Source organism: Nonomuraea sp. NPDC049269 (assembly GCF_043197155.1).
Taxonomy (GTDB): domain Bacteria; phylum Actinomycetota; class Actinomycetes; order Streptosporangiales; family Streptosporangiaceae; genus Nonomuraea.
The window spans coordinates 903,965-921,896 of record NZ_JBICSO010000002.1 but is presented as its reverse complement, the minus strand read 5'-3'; the positions used below and the strand labels follow the sequence as shown (position 1 = coordinate 921,896).

Sequence of the window (17,932 nt, the reverse complement as noted above, 5' to 3'; positions counted from 1 at the left end):
ACCTAGACCAAATACCCAGAGAGTCCCCTCCTTCACATACCCCCCAGGGAGACCTCAATGACCACAGAAGAGGATTCCAAGCGCCTCGCCGAGCTCGGTTACAAGCAGGAGCTGGCGAGGACCTGGAGCGGTTTCTCCAACTTCGCCATCTCCTTCTCCATCATCTCGATCCTCGCCGGCTGCTTCACCACGTTCGGCCAGGCCTGGAACAACGGCGGCCCCATCGCCATCTCCTGGGGCTGGCCGCTGATCTCCATCTTCATCCTGATCATCGGTCTCTGTATGTCGGAGCTGGTCTCCGCGTACCCGACGGCGGGCGGCATCTACTGGTGGGCCGCCACGATGGGCAAGCCGATCCACGGCTGGTTCACCGGCTGGCTCAACCTGATCGGCCTCATCGCGGTCACCGCGTCGGTCGACTACGGCTGCGCCACGTTCCTGAACATCACCATCAACCGGCTCACCGGCGGCGGCTGGGAGGCCTCGCTCGGGAACGCGTTCCTGCTGTTCGTGATCATTCTGGTGCTCCACGCGCTGATCAACATCTACAGCCACCGGCTCATCTCGCTGCTGCAGAACATCTCGGTCTGGTGGCACGTGGCGGGTGCCGCGATCGTGGTGGCGATCCTGATCTTCGCCCCGACCCGCCACCAGACGGTCGGCTTCGTCTTCACCGACACCATCAACAACTCCGGCTTCGGCTCCGGTGAAGGCGGCATACCGTTCTGGTTCTACGTGCTGCCGCTGGGCTTCCTGCTCACGCAGTACACGATCACCGGCTTCGACGCCTGCGCGCACGTGTCGGAGGAGACGCAGGGCGCCTCCACGGCGGCGGCCCGCGGACTCTGGCAGTCGATCTTCTACTCGGCGATCGGCGGCTGGATCCTGCTGCTGGCGTTCCTGTTCGCCGCGACGAACGTGGACGAGATCAACAAGCAGGGCGGCTTCGTGGGCGCCATCTTCGAGACCGCGCTCTCCTCCCCGCTGGCCACCGCGATCTTCGCGATCTCCACGATCGGCCAGTTCTTCTGCGGGATGAGCTGCGTGACCTCGATGTCGCGGATGACCTACGCGTTCTCGCGAGACGGTGCCGTCCCGGGCTGGCGGCTGTGGTCCAAGGTCGACGTCAACCGGACTCCGGTCAACGCGATCATCGCCGGCTGCGTGGTGGCCGCGCTGATCACGCTGCCCGCGCTCTGGGCGCCGCCGGGCTCGACCACTCCGGTGGCCTTCCTCGCCGTCGTGTCGATCGCGGTCATCGGGCTCTACCTGGCGTTCCTCATCCCGATCTGGCTACGGCTGCGCATGGGCGACAGCTTCCGGCCCGGCCCGTGGACCCTTGGCCGGAAATATCGGGCCATGTGCTGGATCGCCTGCATCGAGATCGTGATCATCTCGATCTACTTCATCATGCCGATCAAGCCCTCGGCGATCCCGGGCAACGAGAAGTTCACCTGGACGGACGTGAACTACGCGCCGGTCCTGGTCGGGGTCGTGCTGATCGGCATCGCCCTGTGGTGGAAGCTGTCGGCCAAGCACTGGTTCACCGGGCCACGCAGGACGGTCGACGAACTGCCCATGCCTTAGGACGCCTCGAAAGCCGTGGCCACGGCCGAGCGGACGGTGTCCATCGACGTGGCCCCGAGCTCCCTCTTGAGGGAGGTCATGTCCACGTCGGGCATGCCGCAGGCGACGGCCCAGTGCCACGGCTCCAGGTCGCCGTCGACGTTGAGCGCGAAGCCGTGGCTGGTGACGCCACGGCTCTGCCTCATGCCGATGGACACGACCTTGCGCCCCGTCTCGGACGTCCAGACACCCGTCAGCAACTCGGACCCGGGCGGGGTGTCGCGGCGCTCCGCGGGCAGGCCCAGCGCGCCCAGCGCCTCGACCAGCCGGAGCTCCACCTCCCGCACGTAGTCGACGATGCCCTCCTCCTCGCCCAGCTTGACGATGAGGTAGCCGACGAGCTGGCCGGGGCCGTGGTAGGTGAGCTGGCCCCCGCGGCCGGTCTCGACCACGGGGATGCCACGCGACGGGTCGGGCAGGTGAGTCACCGGCGTGCGGCGGCCGATCGTGTAGACCGGCGGGTGACTCAGCAGCCAGAGCGTGTCCGGCCGCTCGTCCCGTTGGCGCTCACCGACGAGGTCGGTCATGCGCTCCATCGCCTTGTCGTAATCGACGAGCTCATCCTGGACGAGTGTCAGCGGCCTTGCCCTCATGCGTCCCAGGATAGGACGTCTAGAAGCGCTTCGGCTCCTCGGGGATGAGGATCCACATGATCACGTAGACCACCCAGAGCGGCCCGGGAATGAGCGACAGCAGCAGCCAGAGGATCCGGACGAGGGTGGGAGACCAGCCCAACTTGTCGGCGAGACCGCCGCAGACGCCGGCCAGGATTCTGTGCTCTCGTGAGCGGTACATCGTGTTCCTCCGTTGGTTGCACCTACCTGAGAAACGGATGGTCAGGCAGGAGATATCCCACTAGGAACCCCGAGAAAACCCTGAGAGGGTCAGCCACTCGTGCGCCTGGGCGAGATGTCGGCTGGTCAGGCCCTCTCTCGGCTCGACATGAATGAGCAGGAAATCATCGAGACCCTGAGTGCCCCTGAGGTATTCCTCGTCCTCCAGCCACACCTGGTCGTCGAACCAGACGAACGGCCTGCGATCGACATAGGCGGCCACATGTGGCGTCTTGAACATCTCGCCGTACGAGCCGCCCCGGTCCGGCCCCATGGGTATGACGGGCAGCTCGGGCAGGCCGATCCGGGGCCCGATCCACTCGTTGGCGTGCTGTTCCCAGGTCGTCGCCCAGACCAGCTCGGCCCCGGTGACCAGGGCCAGCTCCAGCAGCCTGGTGCCGTGCCTGGGGTTGAGGTGCACGGTGTAGACCTCCTCGCCGACATTGCACTGGTAGCGGCGGAAGTCGGGTGTGGGCCGCCTGAACGGGTTGAGCACACCGTCGACGTCGAGCAGCAGCAGTGGTCTCATCGGCCGGCCCGATGCTCCTGCGGGCTGACGCCGCGCACCCGCTTGAAGGCCGCGCTGAGCGCGAACGGGCTGCCATAGCCGACCTGCCTGGCCACCGAGCCGATCGTCATGTCGGGCTCGCGCAGCAGGTCGGCGGCCAGAGCCAGCCGCCAGCCGGTCAGGAACGCCATGGGCGGCTCGCCGACCAGCTCGGTGAAGCGCCTGGCCAGCGAGGCCCGCGAGACGCCCACCTGCGCGGCCAGCGTGGCGACCGTCCAGGGGTGGGCCGGGTTGTTCTGCAGCATCCGCATGGCCCGGCCGACCACCGGATCGCTCTGCGCCTGATACCAGGCCGGCGCCTCGTGGGTGGCGAACCAGGACCGCAGCACGGAGATGAGCAGCAGGTCGAGCAGCCGGTCGAGGACCGCTTCCTGCCCCGGCTGGTCCTTGACGATCTCGGTGGCCAGCAGCGGGAGGAGCGGGTCTCCCTGCTGGACCAGCAGCGTGGGCAGCACGTCCAGCAGCCGCCTGCTCACTTCCCCCTCCATGTGGTAGGTGCAGGTGATCACCACGGTGTCGCCGTCCGTGGCGTTGCCCCAGGTGCGTACGCCCAGGTCCAGGTCCTGGTACAGCGACTCCCCGTCGATCGTGGCGCAGCGCTGGCCAGGGAGGATGACGACCTGCGGCGGCGTGGCGGGGTCGTCGGCCACCGTGTACGGCTTGGGCCCGCGCACGATCACCACCTCCCCGGGGCGCAGCCTGGTCAGGTCACCGTCGTCGGGCACCACCCACGCCTCCCCGCGCACCATGACCACCACCGTGAGCGGCGCCTCGTCCTGGATCCGCAACGACCAGGGCGGATCGAGGATGGAGCGGAGCATGAAGGCGCCCCTCGCCCGCGGACCGTCGAGTAGAGCGGCAAGCTGGTCCATGGGTTAGACGATCGCATATGGGATTGCGCTTCTCAACCATGGAGAGTCTCAGCCTTCGGCGGCTTACTTGAGCCATGACAACTTTGGTGCTGGGCGGCACGGGCAAGACCGGCCGCCGCGTGGCTCACCGGCTCACCGTACTCGACCATCCGTGGCGGATCGGCTCGCGCTCCGCGAGACCGCCCTTCGACTGGACCGACCGGTCGACGTGGGCGCCCGCGCTGGACGGCGTCGACTCGGCGTACGTGACCTACTACCCGGACCTCGCCTTTCCCGGGGCCGTCGAAGCCGTCGAGGCGTTCACCGAGCTCGCCGTGTCGAGCGGCGTGGGGCGGCTGGTCCTGCTCTCGGGCCGGGGCGAGCCGATGGCCGAGGCGAGCGAGCGGATCGTCCAGACGTCAGGGGCCGACTGGACGATTGTGCGGTGCAGCTGGTTCATGCAGAACTTCAGCGAGGGCTACCTGCTCGACGCGGTGCTCGAAGGAGTGATCGCGCTGCCGATCGCGGACGTTCCCGAGCCGTTCGTGGACGTGGACGACATCGCGGATGTCGTGGTGGCGGCGCTGACCCAGGAGGGCCACACCGGCAAGCTGTACGAGCTGACCGGGCCGAGGCTGCTCACCTTCGCGGACGTGGCCGCCGAGCTGTCCAAGGCCACGGGCCGGGATATCTGCTATGTGCCGGTGACGGCCGATCAGTTCGCGGCGGGGGCGCGGGAGCAGGGCGTGCCCGAGGACGAGATCGAGGGGCTGAACGGGCTGTTCGCCGAGGTCCTCGACGGCCGCAACGCGCACCTGGCCGACGGCGTACGCCAGGCGCTCGGCCGGCCCGCCCGCGACTTCTCCGACTACGCCGCCGCGAACGCCCCGGCCTGGACCGTGCGCTAGCCCCGCATTCCGCACTCCCCGCCGTACTTCGGCTGGGGTCCTTCCAAGGAGCGGGGGCGGCAATCGCTGAGGTCCTTCTGGGGAGTAGGGACGGCGATCGCTTGCGGTGCCGGTGACGAAGCGGTACGTGCGGAAAACGCGGCTAGCGCACCACCTTGGCCGGGTCCCAGCCCGGGCCGGGCACGGAGGCCAGCAGCAGGCGCGTGTAGGGGTGCTCGGGCTCGGACAGCACCCGTTCGACCGGGCCCCGCTCCACGACCACCCCCCGGTGCAGCACCAGCGTCTCGTCGCACAGATGCCGGACGACGGCCAGGTCATGGCTGACGAACAGCAGGGCCACGCCCGAGTCGCGGCGTACCTGGGCCAGCAGCTCCAGGATCTGGGCCTGGATGGAGACGTCGAGCGCGGCCACGGCCTCGTCGAGCACCAGGACCGACGGCTCGACCGCGAGGGCCCTGGCGATCGCGAGGCGCTGCCGCTGGCCGCCGCTCAGCTGGTGCGGGCGCGCGCCGGCCTCGCGGCTGCCGAGGCCCACCTGGTCGAGGAGTTGGGTGGCGCGGCCGGGCGGCTTGCCGTGCAGGCGGAGCGAGGTGTGCAGGCATTCGGTCGCGGTCAGCCGGGGGTCCAGCGACAGATAGGGATCCTGGAAGACCATCTGGATCTCGCGGGCCCTGCGCAGCCTGGCCGCCCTGCCGTGCTCCTTCGGGCCGCGGGCGCGGCCGGCCACGGTGATCGTGCCGGAGTCGGGGGTGACCAGGCCGACCAGCATCCGGGCGATCGTCGTCTTGCCGGAGCCGGACTCGCCGACCAGGCCGAGCGAGCCGCCCGGCGGCAGCTCGAAGGAGACCTCGTCGGCGGCCACGGTGCTCTGGAAGGACTTGCAGAGCTTCTGTACGGCCAGCATCGAGTCTGGGACGGCTGGCATCGGGTCTGGTACGGCCGGCATCAGGTCTCCACGAGGCGGCAGGCGGCCGAGCCGCCCGCGACGGTCAGGGGCCGCGGCTGCCAGGTGTCGCACTCGGCGCTCGCGTGCGGGCAGCGCGCCGCGAACGGGCAACCGGTGAACGCGTCGTCGAGCGACGGCGGCCGGCCGGGAATGGGGCGGATCGGGCGCGGGTCGCCGAGCTCGGGCGTGCAGGCGAGCAGTCCGGCCGTGTACGGATGCCGCGGGTCCGCGAACAGCTCCTTGGCCGGCCGGGACTCCACCACCGTCCCCGCGTACAGCACGTGGACCCGGTCGCAGTAGGCGGCGGCCAGGTGCAGGTCGTGCGTGATGAACAGCATGCCGAGCTCCCGTTCGGCCTGGACGCGGCGGAGCAGGGCGAGCGTCTCGGCCTGGGTGGTGACGTCGAGCGCGCTGGTCGCCTCGTCGGCCAGGAGCAGCGCCGGATCGGCGGCCAGCGCGGCGGCGATGACCACACGCTGGAGCATGCCGCCGGACAGCTCGTGCGGGTACTGCCGTACGCACAGCTCGGGGTCGCGCATGCCGACGGCGGCCAGCAGCTCCAGGGCCCGCGCCCGTGCCTCGGCCTTGGGCCGGCCCAGGGTGTGCACCATGCGTTCGGTGAGGAAGTCGCCGATCCGGCGTACCGGGTTGAGCGACGAGCGCGGATCCTGGTAGATCATCGACACCTGCGAGGCACGCAGGTCCCTGAGCGCGGCGGGGCTCATCGAGAGCACGTCGGCACCCGAGACCAGCACCCGTCCCGAGACCGTCGCCCCCTGCGGCAGCAGGCGGAGCACCGCGCGGGCGATCGTGGACTTGCCCGAGCCGGACTCGCCGACCAGGCCGACGACCTCGCCCTTGCCGACGCTCAGCGACACCTCGCGCAGGATCGGCCGCCGGCCGCCCGCCTCGATCGTGAGGTCCTCCACGGAGAGCAGCATCAGGTTCCCCTCACGCCCATGCGGTCGGCGAGCCGTACGCCGATCACGTTGAACGACACGACCACCAGGGCGATGGCCGCACCGGGCACCAGCACGGGCAGGAAGGCGCCTTGAACGATCGCCGGCTGCCCCTCCTTGACCATGAGGCCCCAGTCGGACGACGGCGGCTGCGCGCCGAACCCCAGGAAGCTCAGCGTGGCCAAGCTCATCAGCCCCTCGCCGAACAGCACCACGAGGTAGCCGACGATCGAGCGGGCCATGTTCGGCACCAGGTGGCGCACGCAGATGGCCAGGCCGCCCATGCCCTGCACCCGATAGGCGTCGATGTACGGCTTGCCGCACTCGGCCAGCGCGACGCTCCTGGTGTACTTGGCGATCGTCGGCGCGTAGGCCAGGCCCAGGGCGATGACCGCCGTGGTCATGCCGTTGCCGAAGACCGCCACGATCAGCACCACGAACAGCAGCCCGGGGAAGGCGTACATCACATCGGTCACCCTGGACACCACGGTGTCGACCCAGCCCCGGTGCCAGGCCGCCAGCGTGCCCAGGGCGACGCCGAGGGCCGAGGCGATGGCCAGCAGCACCAGCGGCCCGACCAGCGAGGTCCTGGCGCCGTACAGGATCCGGGTGAACAGGTCGCGGCCCGACTGGTCGGCGCCGAGCAGGTGCTCGGGCGAGACCGGCGCGAGCGAGCCGGCGAAGTCGACCGCGTCCGGCTCGTACGGCGTGACCAGCGGCGCGCACACCGCGGCGACCACGACCAGGGCGAGGAAGGCGGTGGCGAGCAGGTAGCCGAGCGGCCGGGCCGGCCGCGGGGACAGGGTCGCGACAGCAGTCATGCCCGCCTCCTTGCTCGGGGGTCGATCAGCGGCTGGACCAGCTCCACCAGCGTGGTCACCAGGATGTAGGCGGTGACCATGAGCAGCAGCACCGCCTGTGTCACGGGGAAGTCGTGCGTGTTGATCGCGTTGACCAGCAGCGAGCCGATGCCGCTGAGGCCGAACGCGGTCTCCACGGTCACCGTCCCGGCGAGCATGCCGGCCGTCACCAGCCCGCACATGGTCACGATCGGGCCGAGCGCGCCGCGGAACACGTGCCTGACCACGATCAGCCGCTCGGCCAGCCCGGAGGCGCGGGCGACGGTCACGTGGTCGAGCTCGCGCTGCTCGACCATGGCCTGCCTGGTGACCCGGCTGATGATCGCGAGCGCGCCGAGCGCCAGCGTCACGGCGGGCAGGGTCAGGTGCCAGAGCGAGCCGCCGCCCATGACCGGGAAACAGCCGAGCCGGACGCCGAACAGCGAGATCAGCACGGTGGCCACCACGAACGGCGGCACGGAGGTGGCGAACGTCGTGCCCGCCACCACCGCCGCGTCGGTCCGCCCGCCGCGTACCGCCGCCAGCACGCCCAGCGCGATGCCGAACACCACGAACAGCACGGCCGCGTAGGCGACCAGCCCGAGCGTGCTCGGCAGCCGCGCCGCCAGCAGGTCGCCCACCTGGTCGTTGTACTGGGTCGACCGCCCCAGGTCACCCGTCACGGCGTCGCCGAGCCAGCGCCCGAACTGGACGAGGAACGGGTCGTCCAGGTGGTATTGAGCGCGGACGGCCGCCAGATACTCGGGCGTCAGGTTCTCCTTGCCGCCCGCCAGGAACGTCACCGGGTCACCGGGCGCCGCGTACGACGCCCCGAAGATGACGAACGAGGTGACCAGCAGCGTCGCGAGCAGGCCCGCCAGCTTGCGGACCATGGTCAGCCCTTGGCCCCGAGATCGGCGGCCCACGGGTAGCCCATGTAGACCTGGGAGGCGGGCGGCCCGGTCACCTTGCCGCCGAGCACGACCGCGGACGGCACCTCGACGAGCGAGATCCACACCATGTCGGCGGTGAACCGCTGCTGCAGGTCGATGACGTCCTTGGCGCGCTGGGCGTCGTCGGTGTCGGCCAGCGCCTTCGCGACGAGCGCGTCGTACTCGGGCGAGCTGAAGCCGACCCAGTTGTTGGCCGAGCCCGTCAGCCCGTTGTCGTAGAAGCCGATCGGGTCGGACTTGGTGATGTACCAGTCGTCGGGCACCAGGTCGACCTGGGCGCGCAGCGACTTGTCGGTGTAGAAGCTGCCGAACTCCGACGGCGGCACGGTCTTGATCTGCGCGCTGAGCCCGATCTTCTTGGCCGCGTCGACCACCGCGTTGGCGATCACCGTACGGGCCTCGTCGCCGTTGGTGGCCACCACGATCGGCTCCTTGGGCGTGCCGGCCTCCTGGACGAGCTTCTTGGCCTCGTCGAGCGACGGCGTCTCGGGCGCGCCGGAGAGCTGGTCGTAGGCGGTCTGGAACGCCTGCTTCTCGTACGACCAGGCGCCCGCGCCCACCGGCACCTTCCACGGCCTGGCCAGCCCGGCGAACCCGGACTTGGCGATGCCCGCCCGGTCCACCGCCAGCGACAGCGCCCGGCGGATCTTCGGGTCCTTCAGCACGCCGCGGTCGGTGGGCAGCAGCACGTACACGCGTGTGGTGGGCCCGTAGGCGACGTTGACCGCCTGGTTGCCCTGCAGCGCGACCGCAGGGCCGGTCTCGGAGAGGTACGCGCCGTCGGCCGCGCCGGTCGTCAGGCTGTTGACCAGCGCGGTGTCGGCGGCCCACTTGAAGGTCACCGTCTTGGTGAGCGGCTTGACGTCCTTGTTCCAGTAGGAGGCATAGCGCTCGATGGACAGCTCGGTGCCCGACTTCCAGTCCTTCACCTGGTAGGGCCCGCTGCAGGCGTCCTCGTGGCCCGGCGTGCCGTACTCCTTGCCGAGCTTGTCGACGATCTTCTTGTTCAGGACGATGCCGCCGCCGCCCGCCATGGCCTGGACGAACAGCGCGTTGGGCTTCTTGAACGTGATCGTGACCTTGCCCTCGCCGGACTTGGTGATCGAGTCGACGTCCTCGAACTCGTCGGACTCGTCCATGCCCTCGCCCGCGTGCCGCTTCAGGCTCCACACGACGTCGTCGGCGGTGACCGGCGTGCCGTCGTGGAAGGTGGCGTCCTTGCGCAGGGTCAGCACCATGGTCTTCGGGTCGGGCTGCTCGACCTTCTCGGCCAGCCACGGCTTGACCGTCATGTCGGGCTGCGTCTGCATGAGCCGCTCGCAGACGTTGGCCATGACCGTGCGGTTGTTGGTGTTGCCGTCGATGTCCATGTCCAGCGTGCCTGGCTCCTCGTCGAGCAGCCAGGTGGCCGAGTCGAGGGCGCCCGTCGCCTTGGCCGTCTGGTTGACCAGGGTGAGCTTGGCCGGGTCGGGCGCCTTGGTGGTGGCGGCCGGGCCGCCGCACGCGGCGGTGAGCCCGATCAGCCCGACCAGGGCGAGTGTCTTCTTCACAACGTCTCTTCTCCGTGCGGTCCGTCATAGAGGTTCCAGGGCACGCGCTCGTACTCGTGGTCGCAGGGCGTGCCGGCCGCGATCAGATAGTCGCCCGTGGTGAGGTCGACGCAGCTCGACAGCAGGGTGGCCCACCGCTTCACGGGGGGCTGGGTCTCGTCTGGGTGGGTGCAGAGCGACTCGGGGTAGCCGAGGTGGTCGGACATGGCGTGCCTGATCAGCTTGCGCGCCTCGGCACTGCCGGACGCGTGCCGTACGGCCCGCAGGCCGCCCTCCGCGCGCGGCACCCGGAACAGCGAGTCGGCCGAGCCGGGGCGGTAGGTGGCGGCGAGCTGGGGCGGCATGAACGCCTGGTAGTGGTTGCCGTGCACGAGCAGCCCGTCGGTGGGATACATCCAGCCGACCGGTCCCGGCGTGGTCTCCAGGTCGATCGCGAAGCCGTCGCGATGGGTGATCAGCGCGTTGCTGGCGATGTGGGCCCGCGACTTGGTCAGCGCCTCCAGCGCCGCGTTGAGGTCGGCGCTGTCGAGCACCCGGCGCCTGATCAGCGTCTGCGGCACGCCGATCGCGTCGTCGAAGCGCCCGCCGAGCCCGTTGGCGTTGAGCGCGATGCCCGCCGAGTTGGCCCCCTGCCGCCCGACCTGACCCGCCTCGACATGCATGATCACCGTGGGTTTCCCCGGCTGGACCACCCTGAGCACCATGAGCGTGTCGGACACGCCGTCGCGCCAGTCCCAGTTTTGCCCCGCGTAGACGTGGCCGTCGCCGGACGCCTGCTCCAGCAGGGCGAAGGAGGTGCACCCGTCGGGCTCCATGGAGTTGAACGTGGTGTCGTAGATGATCTCCCCGCGGGCGTTCAGCGCGACGATGTCGAGGAAGTCCAGGCCGGCGCCCTCGGCGACGCCCTCCATCTCCTCGACCAGGTCGGGGGCGAACGCCTTGCTCGGCTCCACCCAGCGCGCCGCGCGCTGCGTCACCTGCGGCCAGGTCAGGCCGCTGGAGTGGCCGAACGCCTCGGTGTAGTAGGCCATCGCCCGGTGGATCCGGTCGCGGGCCTGCTCGCCGTACTGGCGGCCGCGTTCTCGCGGACCGCCGGCGATCTCGACGACGGGCAGGGAAGTGAGGCTCAATGGTTCTCCTTGGACCGGCCGATTGCCTGTAACGTTCATTTCAGCGAGGCAACGAGTCTGTAGCGGTCGTTTCCAAGCAAGAGTAATGAGCGCTACACGGGAGTCAAGAGTCGTAATGGAAAATTCACACAGCCCGATCGAGCAGCTCAGGAGCGTGGTCAAGCAGCTCTGGGACGAGCTGTCGCCGGCCGAGCGATCCGTGTGCCAGTTTCTGATCTCCGCCGCGCCCGAGCAGATCCTCTTCTCCAGCGCGCAGGAGCTGGGCACGGCCTCCGGCACGAGCAACGCCACCGTGATCCGCACCATGCAGCGGCTCGGGTTCGGCGGGCTGCCGGGGCTCAAGCGGGCACTGGCCGGCGAGTTCACCTCGGCGGTCGCGCCCGACGTACGTCTGCGGCAACGCATCAGCCACGTCGGCCACGACCTGTCGGCGATCTGGACCAGGGTCTTCGACGAAGCCCGCGAGCGCGTCGACCACTGTCATCGGCTCTATGACGCCGAGGCGTTCCAGCGCGCGATCGAGGTGATGGCCCACGCGAGCTCGGTGCTCGTCTACGGCGTGGGCGCCTCCGAGCCGGCGGCGCGCTACTTCGCGCTCAAGCTGGGCCGCCGCGGCCACCGCGCCCGCGCGGTCTCGGCCACCGGCTTCGCGCTGGCCGACGACCTGCTCTCGCTCGGGCACGGCGAGGCCGTCGTCATCTTCCAGCCCGGCCGCAAGCTCAGGGAGCTCACGGTCCTGATCGACCGGGCGCACGCGGTGGGCGCCGGCGTGATCCTCATCTCGGACGAACTGGGCGGCACTTTCGCCGACCGCGTCGACGCCGTGCTGGCCGCCCCCCACACCCCCACCGGCATCAGCGCCGAGCCGCTGACCGGCATCATCGTGGCCGACGCGCTGCTGCTGGCGCTCGACTCGGTCGACGAGACCCGCTCCGTCGAGCACTCCCACCAGCTGACCGCCCTCCGCGAGCAACTGCTCGGCCCGCGGATCCGCTAGCCTCGCCTGGTCACTTACGCGGGCGCAGGAAGGGTGAAGTCGTGATCGGCTGGCTCGAGGCAGTGGTGCTGGGGCTCATACAGGGCCTCACGGAGTTCCTGCCGATCTCTTCCAGCGCCCATATCCGGGTGGTCTCCGCGTTCTTCGGCTGGCCGGATCCCGGCGCCGCGTTCACGGCGGTGATCCAGCTCGGCACCGAGACCGCCGTGCTGATCTACTTCAGGAAAGAGATCTGGGAGATCATCTCCACCTGGACCCGCGCCCTGTGGACACCGGACCTGCGCAGCCACTACGCGGCCCGCATGGGCTGGTACGTGATCGTCGGCTCGCTGCCCATCGGCGTCCTGGGCATCGTGTTCAAGGACCAGATCGAGACGGTCTTCCGCGACCTGCGCCTGGTGGGCACCACGCTGATCGTCTTCGCCATCATCCTCTGGTTCGCCGACCACACCGCCCGCAACAAGCTCACGCTGGAGAAGCACCTGAGCTTCACGCACGCCATCGTGTACGGCTTCGCGCAGGCGCTGGCGCTGATCCCCGGCGTCTCCCGCTCCGGCGGCACGATCACCGCGGGTCTGCTGCTCGACTACCGGCGCGAGGACGCCGCCAAATACTCCTTCCTGCTGGCCATCCCCGCGGTCCTGTCGTCGGGCCTGCTGGAGGTCGCCCAGATCGGCGGGACCACGGCTCCCGCTTGGGGCCCGACCATCCTGGCGACGATCATCTCGTTCTTCGTCGGCTACGCCGCGGTGGCCTGGTTCCTGAAGTACATCGGCAGCCACCGCTTCACCGCCTTCGTCGTCTACCGCATCCTGCTGGGCCTGTTCGTCATCCTCGCGGTCACGATCGGCTGGATTCCCGCTCAGGGCTGACGGGCGCGCTCTGGCTCGACGAGTCGGCCGGCTCCGGCCGGTAGGTGACCAGCGTGAACAGCAGCGCCAGCAGCCCGAGCCCGGTGGCCAGCACGACGACGCCTGTCCGGCCGTACCCGTCGAGTGCCAGGCCACCGGCGATGCCCGCCACGAACAGCCCGACATACTGCGCCGACGACAGCAGCCCGAGACCGATCGGCACGTTATGCGGCACGGCCGCGACGGTCCTGTACTGCTGCGCCGGCCCGACCAGCCAGCCGAGCGCGCCCCAGCAGAACGCCCACGCCAGGGCGACGGGCAGGGCGAGGTTCGCGACCGGGATGAGCGCCATGAACACCGTCGAGGCGGCGATGCCGATCAGCACCATCCGCCGCGGCCCGTACGCGTCGGTGAACCGCCCGCCGAGCTGGTTGCCCACGATCCCGCCGATCCCCCACGCCCACAGCACGGCGGGCAGCGGCAGGTCGAACAGCGAGCCGATGTAGGTGTAGGCGGCGAACGCGGCGGCGAACATCAGCAGCTGCGTCGTCAGCACCGCCACCACGCGCCGGTCGGCCAGCGGGGCGAACCGATCGGCCAGCCGTCGCGTCGTCTCGATCATGACGTCGGGTACCACGGCGGCCACCCCGGCGAACCCGACCACACCGAGCCCGACCACCAGCCAGATCGTGGCCCGCCAGCTCGACGCGGCGCCGAGCCAGGTGCCCAGCGGCACGCCGATCGCCGACGAGACGGTCAGGCCGCCCATGACCAGCGCGAGCGCGCGGCCACGGCGTTCCGGCGAGGTCAGCGCGGTGGCGACGCCGGAGGCGGTCGGCGTGAACATCGCCGCACCGGCCGCGGCGATCACTCGGGTGGCCATCACCAGCGGGTACGTGGGCGCCAGCGCGGTCAACGTGTTGCCCAGCACGAACACGCCCAGCGCGATCAGCAGCACCCGCCGGCGCGACAGCCGGGCGGTCAGGGCGGCGAGCGGCGGCGACAGCAACGCGTAGGCCATCGCGAACACGGTCATCAACTGACCGGCTGCCGACGGCGAGATGTTCAGGTCACGGGAGATGGGCGCCAGCAGCCCGGCGGTGACGAACATGCCGGTGCCGACGGCGAAGTTCCCGAGCGCTAGGGGGTAGAGCCGACTGCTCACTGGGTCTCCTTTAGTTGGATGCTCATCAAACTGACGCATAGTTGGATTGTTGTCAAACAATAAGACGGAGGTAAGGTCGGACCATGCGCCTGCTCCCACATCCGGCCACCGAGGACATCCAGCTCACCGAGGTGTTGCGCGCGCTGTCCGATCCCGTACGCATGGAGATCGTCATCCGTCTCGCCCTGCGCGGCGAGATGACGTGCACCACCGCGGGGGACGACCTCGGCGTCCACAAGTCGACCGCCTCGCACCACTACCGGGCGCTGCGCGAGGCCGGGGTGATCATGTCGAAGCAGGAGGGGCGGCTGAAGTACATCAGCCTGCGGCGCACCGACCTCGACGCCCGCTTCCCCGGCCTGCTCGACTCGATCCTGTCGGCGGCCCATGTCCCGGTCTGAGCGACGGCCCGCGTCTGACGGACGGCCGGTTCCCCCGGCTGATGGGCGGTCGGTGTCTCCAGATGACGGGCTGCCCATCCGGCATGTCCTGCCCGAGCTGCTCGGAGTGCTCAATGGCGTCGGCGCAGCCGTTCTGACCTCCCCGCCCGGCACGGGCAAGACCACCGTCGTGCCGCTCGCGCTGGCGGAGGCCGGGCTACGCGTGCTGGTGGCGGAGCCGCGACGACTGGCCGTACGAGCCGCCGCCAAGCGGATGGGCGTCAGCTACACCATCCGCGGCGAGCGGCACACCGGCGCGAACCCCATGGTGGAGGTCGTCACCACCGGCGTACTCCTTCAACGGCTCCAGCGCGACCAGGAGCTGCCCGGCGTGGACGTGGTGATGCTCGACGAATGCCACGAACGCCACCTCGACGCCGACACCGCCCTGGCCTTCCTGCTCGACGTACGGGACACACTCCGCCCCGACCTGCGCATCCTCGCCGCCTCGGCCACCCCGGACGCCGCCCCATGGTCCCGCCTCCTCGGCGACGCCCCGATCGTCCACGCCTCGGGCGCGACCCACCCCGTAGAGATCGTGTGGACCCCACCGGTACGCCCGACCGCCCCACCACACGGCCTCCGCGTCGACCCCGCCCTGCTCTCTCACGTCGCCCAGGTCGTCCGGCAGGCGCTGACGGAACGGGACGGCGACATCCTGTGCTTCCTCCCCGGCACGGGCGAAATCGCGAGGGTGGCGTCGATGCTCGGTGGCGTTGAGGTGCTTCAGGTGCACGGCCAGGCACCGGCCCGGGTCCAGGACGCCGTACTGTCGCCCGGGGTGGGCCGCCGGGTGGTGCTGGCCACGTCGGTGGCAGAGTCGAGCCTGACCGTGCCAGGGGTGCGGGTGGTGGTGGACTCCGGCCTGGCCAGGGAACCGCGCACCGACCACGCCCGGGGACTCGGCTCACTCACCACCGTACGAGTCTCGAAGGCCTCAGCCGACCAGCGCGCCGGCCGGGCGGGACGAGAGGCCCCCGGCACGGTGTACCGATGCTGGACAGTGGCGGAACATGAGCGCCTCGCCGACCACGCCCGGCCGGAGATCGCACTGGCCGACCTCACGGGGTTCGCCCTCCAGGCCGCCTGCTGGGGCACCCCGGACGCCTCCGGCCTCGCCCTCCTGGACCCACCCCCACCCGCCGCGATGACCGCCGCCACCCGCACCCTCCACACCCTGGGCGCCTTGGAACCGGCCCCCAACAACTCCGCCTACCTGCCCGCGTACGCACTGCACGACGACACCGATCGAACCCCGAGCACCGGGGCCGATCAGGCGTTGGGCGATGGCGCCGATCGGGTGACGTGGCGCGTGACGGAGCGGGGACGGCGAATGGCCCTCGTCGGCGTACACCCGCGCCTGGCCAGAACGCTCCTCGACCTCGGACCGCGCGCCGCCGAGGTGGTGGCGCTCCTGTCCGACCAGCTCCCGCGGGAGGCGGGTGACGACCTCGTGGAGATCTGGCGCTCGGCCCGCCACGGCCGCGACGGCTTCACCGCCCGCTGGCGCCAGGAGGTCCGCCGCCTCACCAGAAGCACCCCACAAGCCCGAGCAGACGAGCGGGACATGACCGACGATGCGATGGCCGGGCTGGCGGTCGCGTTGGCGTTCCCCGAGCGGGTGGCGCGGCGGCGTGGCGGCGGCTACCTGATGGCGTCCGGCACTCAGGCCCAGTTGGCCGAGGGTTCGCGGCTCGGCGAGGCGAAGTGGCTGGCCGTGGCGGTGGCGGACCGTCCCACCGGGTCGGCGTCGGCGCGGATCCGCCAGGCCGTGGTGATCGACGAGGAGACCGCCCGGCTGGCACTCCCGGTCACCACCGAGGAGGAGATCGCGTGGCGCACCCCGCCGGGCGAGCGCCGCGGCGACGTGTCCGCCCGCGCGATCGAACGGCTCGGCGCGATCGAGCTCTCCTCCACCCCGCTGAAGAACGCGGACGTGCGAGAGGCCATCCTGTACGGCCTGCGCACCGAAGACGTGCTGACCTGGACCAAGGAGGCCACCGCGCTCAGGGACCGCCTGGCGTTCTGCCATCGCGAACTCGGCGACCCATGGCCCCCGATGGACGACCTGACCGCCCTGGCCGAACGCTGGCTGGAACCGGAACTCTCCCGCGCCCGCCGCCGCGCCGACCTGGAGCGCATCGACGTGGCCACCGCCCTGAAACGGCTGATCCCCTGGAACCGCCGGCTGGACGAGGTGGCGCCCGAGCGCATCGCGGTGCCGACCGGCTCCCGCGTCCGTGTGGACTATTCGGGCGGGCAGCCGGTGCTGGCGGTCAAGCTGCAGGAGCTGTTCGGCTGGACGGAGACGCCGAGGATCGCCGGCGTGCCGCTGCTCGTACACCTGCTCTCCCCCGCCGGCCGCCCGGTGGCGGTCACCGCGGACCTGGCGTCGTTCTGGCGCGACGGCTACCGTGCGGTCCGCGCGGAACTACGCGGCCGCTACCCCAGACACCCTTGGCCGGAGGACCCACTGACCGCGGCCCCCACCCGCCGCACAAACCCGAGATGACCCGCGCGGCCGGGCGACCCGAACAACAGATGACCCGCCTGACGGGCGACTCGCGCGGCCGGGCGAGCCGGGTGAGATGGAGTGCGAGATGACCGATGACCGGCTGCTTGAGGCGGCGCGCAACAACGCCGAGTGGTGTGACGCGGTATGCCGCTCACACGGATCGCCCGGCACATTCAGCGCCCTGAGCTGGACCAACCCCAGCGCCACCCCGCCCTACTACCCCGACGCCATCACCCTCTCCCCGGACGCGACCTGGACCGACCTGCGGGACGGGGTCGAGGGCAAGGAGAGCGCCTCCGTCAAGGACAGCTTCGCCGCGATCCGGCCGCCCGGCTGGGACCTGCTGTTCGAGGCCGAGTGGATCCACCGCCCCGCCCCCGCGAACCAGGCCATCGCCACCGCGGCGACCGGTGACGTCGTCGACTGGGCGGTGGTCCGCGACCCAGGCACGCTCCGTGACTGGGAGCGCGCCTGCTTCCCCGGGCAGGACAACGACCTGTTCCGGCCGTTGTTGCTGCGCGAAGTCACCGTGCTGGCGGGCCGGATCGGCGGCGACATCGTGTGCGGGTCCGCGCTCAACGCGAGCAGCGGCGTCGTAGGGGTGTCGAACGTGTTCGCCTCCGGCTGCGACCTGGACGCCGCCTGGTCGGGCACGGTGGCGCTGGCGGCCGAGCTGTTCCCCGGCCGCCCACTGGTCGGCTACGAGACCGACCCGGCCCCCGCGTCCCGGCACGGCTTCACCCCGATCGGCCCACTCCGTGTGTGGCTGAAGGCATGACCCCGCACGCGCCGGCCCGGCCC

18 protein-coding genes are annotated in these 17,932 nt (G+C 70.5%); 7 read left to right on the top strand and 11 right to left on the bottom strand.

What is annotated here, in order from left to right; genetic code table 11:
- Positions 1-57: 57 nt before the first annotated feature.
- Complete coding sequence (locus ACGFNP_RS14185) at positions 58-1,587, top strand: amino acid permease (protein ID WP_358337473.1); 1,530 nt, start codon at positions 58-60, stop codon at positions 1,585-1,587.
- Here ACGFNP_RS14185 and lipB read toward each other — a convergent pair.
- Genes lipB through ACGFNP_RS14165 form a run of 4 tightly spaced genes read right to left on the bottom strand, consistent with a single transcriptional unit; the run spans position 1,584 to position 3,899 of the window.
- The gene (gene lipB / locus ACGFNP_RS14180; protein ID WP_393318378.1) at positions 1,584-2,219 is read right to left on the bottom strand and encodes a lipoyl(octanoyl) transferase LipB; all 636 of its coding nucleotides are present in this window, start codon (positions 2,217-2,219) and stop codon (positions 1,584-1,586) included. The two genes, ACGFNP_RS14185 and lipB, sit on opposite strands and share 4 nt — an antisense overlap.
- 19 nt (positions 2,220-2,238) lie before the next feature.
- Positions 2,239-2,421 (bottom strand): PspC domain-containing protein, encoded by a 183-nt coding sequence (locus ACGFNP_RS14175; protein ID WP_393318375.1) that lies wholly within the window; start codon positions 2,419-2,421, stop codon positions 2,239-2,241.
- Positions 2,422-2,481: 60 nt separating this feature from the next.
- The gene (locus ACGFNP_RS14170; RefSeq protein ID WP_358337479.1) at positions 2,482-2,988 is read right to left on the bottom strand and encodes an HAD domain-containing protein; all 507 of its coding nucleotides are present in this window, start codon (positions 2,986-2,988) and stop codon (positions 2,482-2,484) included.
- Entirely contained in the window at positions 2,985-3,899 is a 915-nt protein-coding gene (locus tag ACGFNP_RS14165; protein WP_393318372.1) for an AraC family transcriptional regulator, read from the bottom strand. Before ACGFNP_RS14165 ends, ACGFNP_RS14170 begins: the two co-directional genes overlap by 4 nt.
- A 74-nt stretch (positions 3,900-3,973) precedes the next feature.
- Here ACGFNP_RS14165 and ACGFNP_RS14160 point away from each other — a divergent pair, with 74 nt between their 5' ends.
- On the top strand, positions 3,974-4,786 hold the full coding sequence (locus ACGFNP_RS14160) for an NmrA family NAD(P)-binding protein (protein WP_393318369.1): 813 nt from the start codon (positions 3,974-3,976) through the stop codon (positions 4,784-4,786).
- Between the two features lie 142 nt (positions 4,787-4,928).
- Here ACGFNP_RS14160 and ACGFNP_RS14155 read toward each other — a convergent pair whose 3' ends face one another.
- From ACGFNP_RS14155 to ACGFNP_RS14130, 6 genes are read right to left on the bottom strand one after another with little or no spacing between them, the layout of a single operon-like run.
- Positions 4,929-5,732 carry an ABC transporter ATP-binding protein gene (locus ACGFNP_RS14155; RefSeq protein WP_393318366.1) on the bottom strand — a complete coding sequence of 268 codons (804 nt, stop codon included), beginning with the start codon at positions 5,730-5,732 and terminating at the stop codon, positions 4,929-4,931.
- Positions 5,732-6,673 carry an ABC transporter ATP-binding protein gene (locus ACGFNP_RS14150; protein ID WP_393318363.1) on the bottom strand — a complete coding sequence of 314 codons (942 nt, stop codon included), beginning with the start codon at positions 6,671-6,673 and terminating at the stop codon, positions 5,732-5,734. The genes ACGFNP_RS14155 and ACGFNP_RS14150 overlap by 1 nt, the downstream gene beginning before the upstream one ends.
- The gene (locus ACGFNP_RS14145; protein ID WP_358337494.1) at positions 6,673-7,512 is read right to left on the bottom strand and encodes an ABC transporter permease; all 840 of its coding nucleotides are present in this window, start codon (positions 7,510-7,512) and stop codon (positions 6,673-6,675) included. Before ACGFNP_RS14145 ends, ACGFNP_RS14150 begins: the two co-directional genes overlap by 1 nt.
- Positions 7,509-8,423 (bottom strand): ABC transporter permease, encoded by a 915-nt coding sequence (locus ACGFNP_RS14140; protein WP_393318360.1) that lies wholly within the window; start codon positions 8,421-8,423, stop codon positions 7,509-7,511. The genes ACGFNP_RS14145 and ACGFNP_RS14140 overlap by 4 nt, the downstream gene beginning before the upstream one ends.
- 2 nt (positions 8,424-8,425) lie before the next feature.
- A complete protein-coding gene (locus ACGFNP_RS14135; RefSeq protein ID WP_358337499.1) occupies positions 8,426-10,033 on the bottom strand; it encodes an ABC transporter substrate-binding protein in 1,608 nt (535 codons plus the stop codon).
- A complete protein-coding gene (locus tag ACGFNP_RS14130; protein WP_393318357.1) occupies positions 10,030-11,163 on the bottom strand; it encodes a C45 family autoproteolytic acyltransferase/hydolase in 1,134 nt (377 codons plus the stop codon). Before ACGFNP_RS14130 ends, ACGFNP_RS14135 begins: the two co-directional genes overlap by 4 nt.
- 115 nt (positions 11,164-11,278) lie before the next feature.
- On the opposite strand from ACGFNP_RS14130, the gene ACGFNP_RS14125 reads away from it, so the two are divergent.
- Positions 11,279-12,160 carry a MurR/RpiR family transcriptional regulator gene (locus ACGFNP_RS14125; protein WP_393318354.1) on the top strand — a complete coding sequence of 294 codons (882 nt, stop codon included), beginning with the start codon at positions 11,279-11,281 and terminating at the stop codon, positions 12,158-12,160.
- Positions 12,161-12,201: 41 nt separating this feature from the next.
- On the top strand, positions 12,202-13,032 hold the full coding sequence (locus tag ACGFNP_RS14120; RefSeq protein WP_358337508.1) for an undecaprenyl-diphosphate phosphatase: 831 nt from the start codon (positions 12,202-12,204) through the stop codon (positions 13,030-13,032).
- Here the strand turns inward: ACGFNP_RS14120 and ACGFNP_RS14115 are convergent.
- Positions 13,001-14,176, bottom strand: a complete 1,176-nt coding sequence (locus tag ACGFNP_RS14115; protein ID WP_393318352.1) for an MFS transporter — start codon at positions 14,174-14,176, stop codon at positions 13,001-13,003. The two genes, ACGFNP_RS14120 and ACGFNP_RS14115, sit on opposite strands and share 32 nt — an antisense overlap.
- Before the next feature lie 83 nt (positions 14,177-14,259).
- On the opposite strand from ACGFNP_RS14115, the gene ACGFNP_RS14110 reads away from it, so the two are divergent.
- From ACGFNP_RS14110 to ACGFNP_RS14100, 3 genes are all read left to right on the top strand, one after another.
- Entirely contained in the window at positions 14,260-14,577 is a 318-nt protein-coding gene (locus ACGFNP_RS14110; protein ID WP_358337514.1) for a helix-turn-helix transcriptional regulator, read from the top strand.
- A 52-nt stretch (positions 14,578-14,629) separates the two neighbouring features.
- Positions 14,630-17,128, top strand: a complete 2,499-nt coding sequence (locus tag ACGFNP_RS14105; protein ID WP_393318349.1) for an ATP-dependent RNA helicase — start codon at positions 14,630-14,632, stop codon at positions 17,126-17,128.
- Between the two features lie 88 nt (positions 17,129-17,216).
- Entirely contained in the window at positions 17,217-17,909 is a 693-nt protein-coding gene (locus ACGFNP_RS14100; RefSeq protein WP_393318346.1) for a hypothetical protein, read from the top strand.
- The last annotated feature ends 23 nt before the right edge of the window (positions 17,910-17,932 follow it).

Bases quoted from the DNA above. Each gene is read 5' to 3' on its own strand.
- ACGFNP_RS14150 (WP_393318363.1), bottom strand. From the start codon at position 6,673: ATGCTGCTCTCCGTGGAGGACCTCACGATCGAGGCGGGCGGCCGGCGG.
- ACGFNP_RS14170 (WP_358337479.1), bottom strand. From the start codon at position 2,988: ATGAGACCACTGCTGCTGCTCGACGTCGACGGTGTGCTCAACCCGTTC.
- ACGFNP_RS14110 (WP_358337514.1), top strand. From the start codon at position 14,260: ATGCGCCTGCTCCCACATCCGGCCACCGAGGACATCCAGCTCACCGAG.
- ACGFNP_RS14140 (WP_393318360.1), bottom strand. From the start codon at position 8,423: ATGGTCCGCAAGCTGGCGGGCCTGCTCGCGACGCTGCTGGTCACCTCG.
- ACGFNP_RS14175 (WP_393318375.1), bottom strand. From the start codon at position 2,421: ATGTACCGCTCACGAGAGCACAGAATCCTGGCCGGCGTCTGCGGCGGT.
- ACGFNP_RS14185 (WP_358337473.1), top strand. From the start codon at position 58: ATGACCACAGAAGAGGATTCCAAGCGCCTCGCCGAGCTCGGTTACAAG.
- ACGFNP_RS14160 (WP_393318369.1), top strand. From the start codon at position 3,974: ATGACAACTTTGGTGCTGGGCGGCACGGGCAAGACCGGCCGCCGCGTG.
- ACGFNP_RS14155 (WP_393318366.1), bottom strand. From the start codon at position 5,732: ATGCCGGCCGTACCAGACCCGATGCCAGCCGTCCCAGACTCGATGCTG.
- ACGFNP_RS14165 (WP_393318372.1), bottom strand. From the start codon at position 3,899: ATGGACCAGCTTGCCGCTCTACTCGACGGTCCGCGGGCGAGGGGCGCC.
- lipB (WP_393318378.1), bottom strand. From the start codon at position 2,219: ATGAGGGCAAGGCCGCTGACACTCGTCCAGGATGAGCTCGTCGATTAC.
- ACGFNP_RS14125 (WP_393318354.1), top strand. From the start codon at position 11,279: ATGGAAAATTCACACAGCCCGATCGAGCAGCTCAGGAGCGTGGTCAAG.
- ACGFNP_RS14100 (WP_393318346.1), top strand. From the start codon at position 17,217: ATGACCGATGACCGGCTGCTTGAGGCGGCGCGCAACAACGCCGAGTGG.
- ACGFNP_RS14145 (WP_358337494.1), bottom strand. From the start codon at position 7,512: ATGACTGCTGTCGCGACCCTGTCCCCGCGGCCGGCCCGGCCGCTCGGC.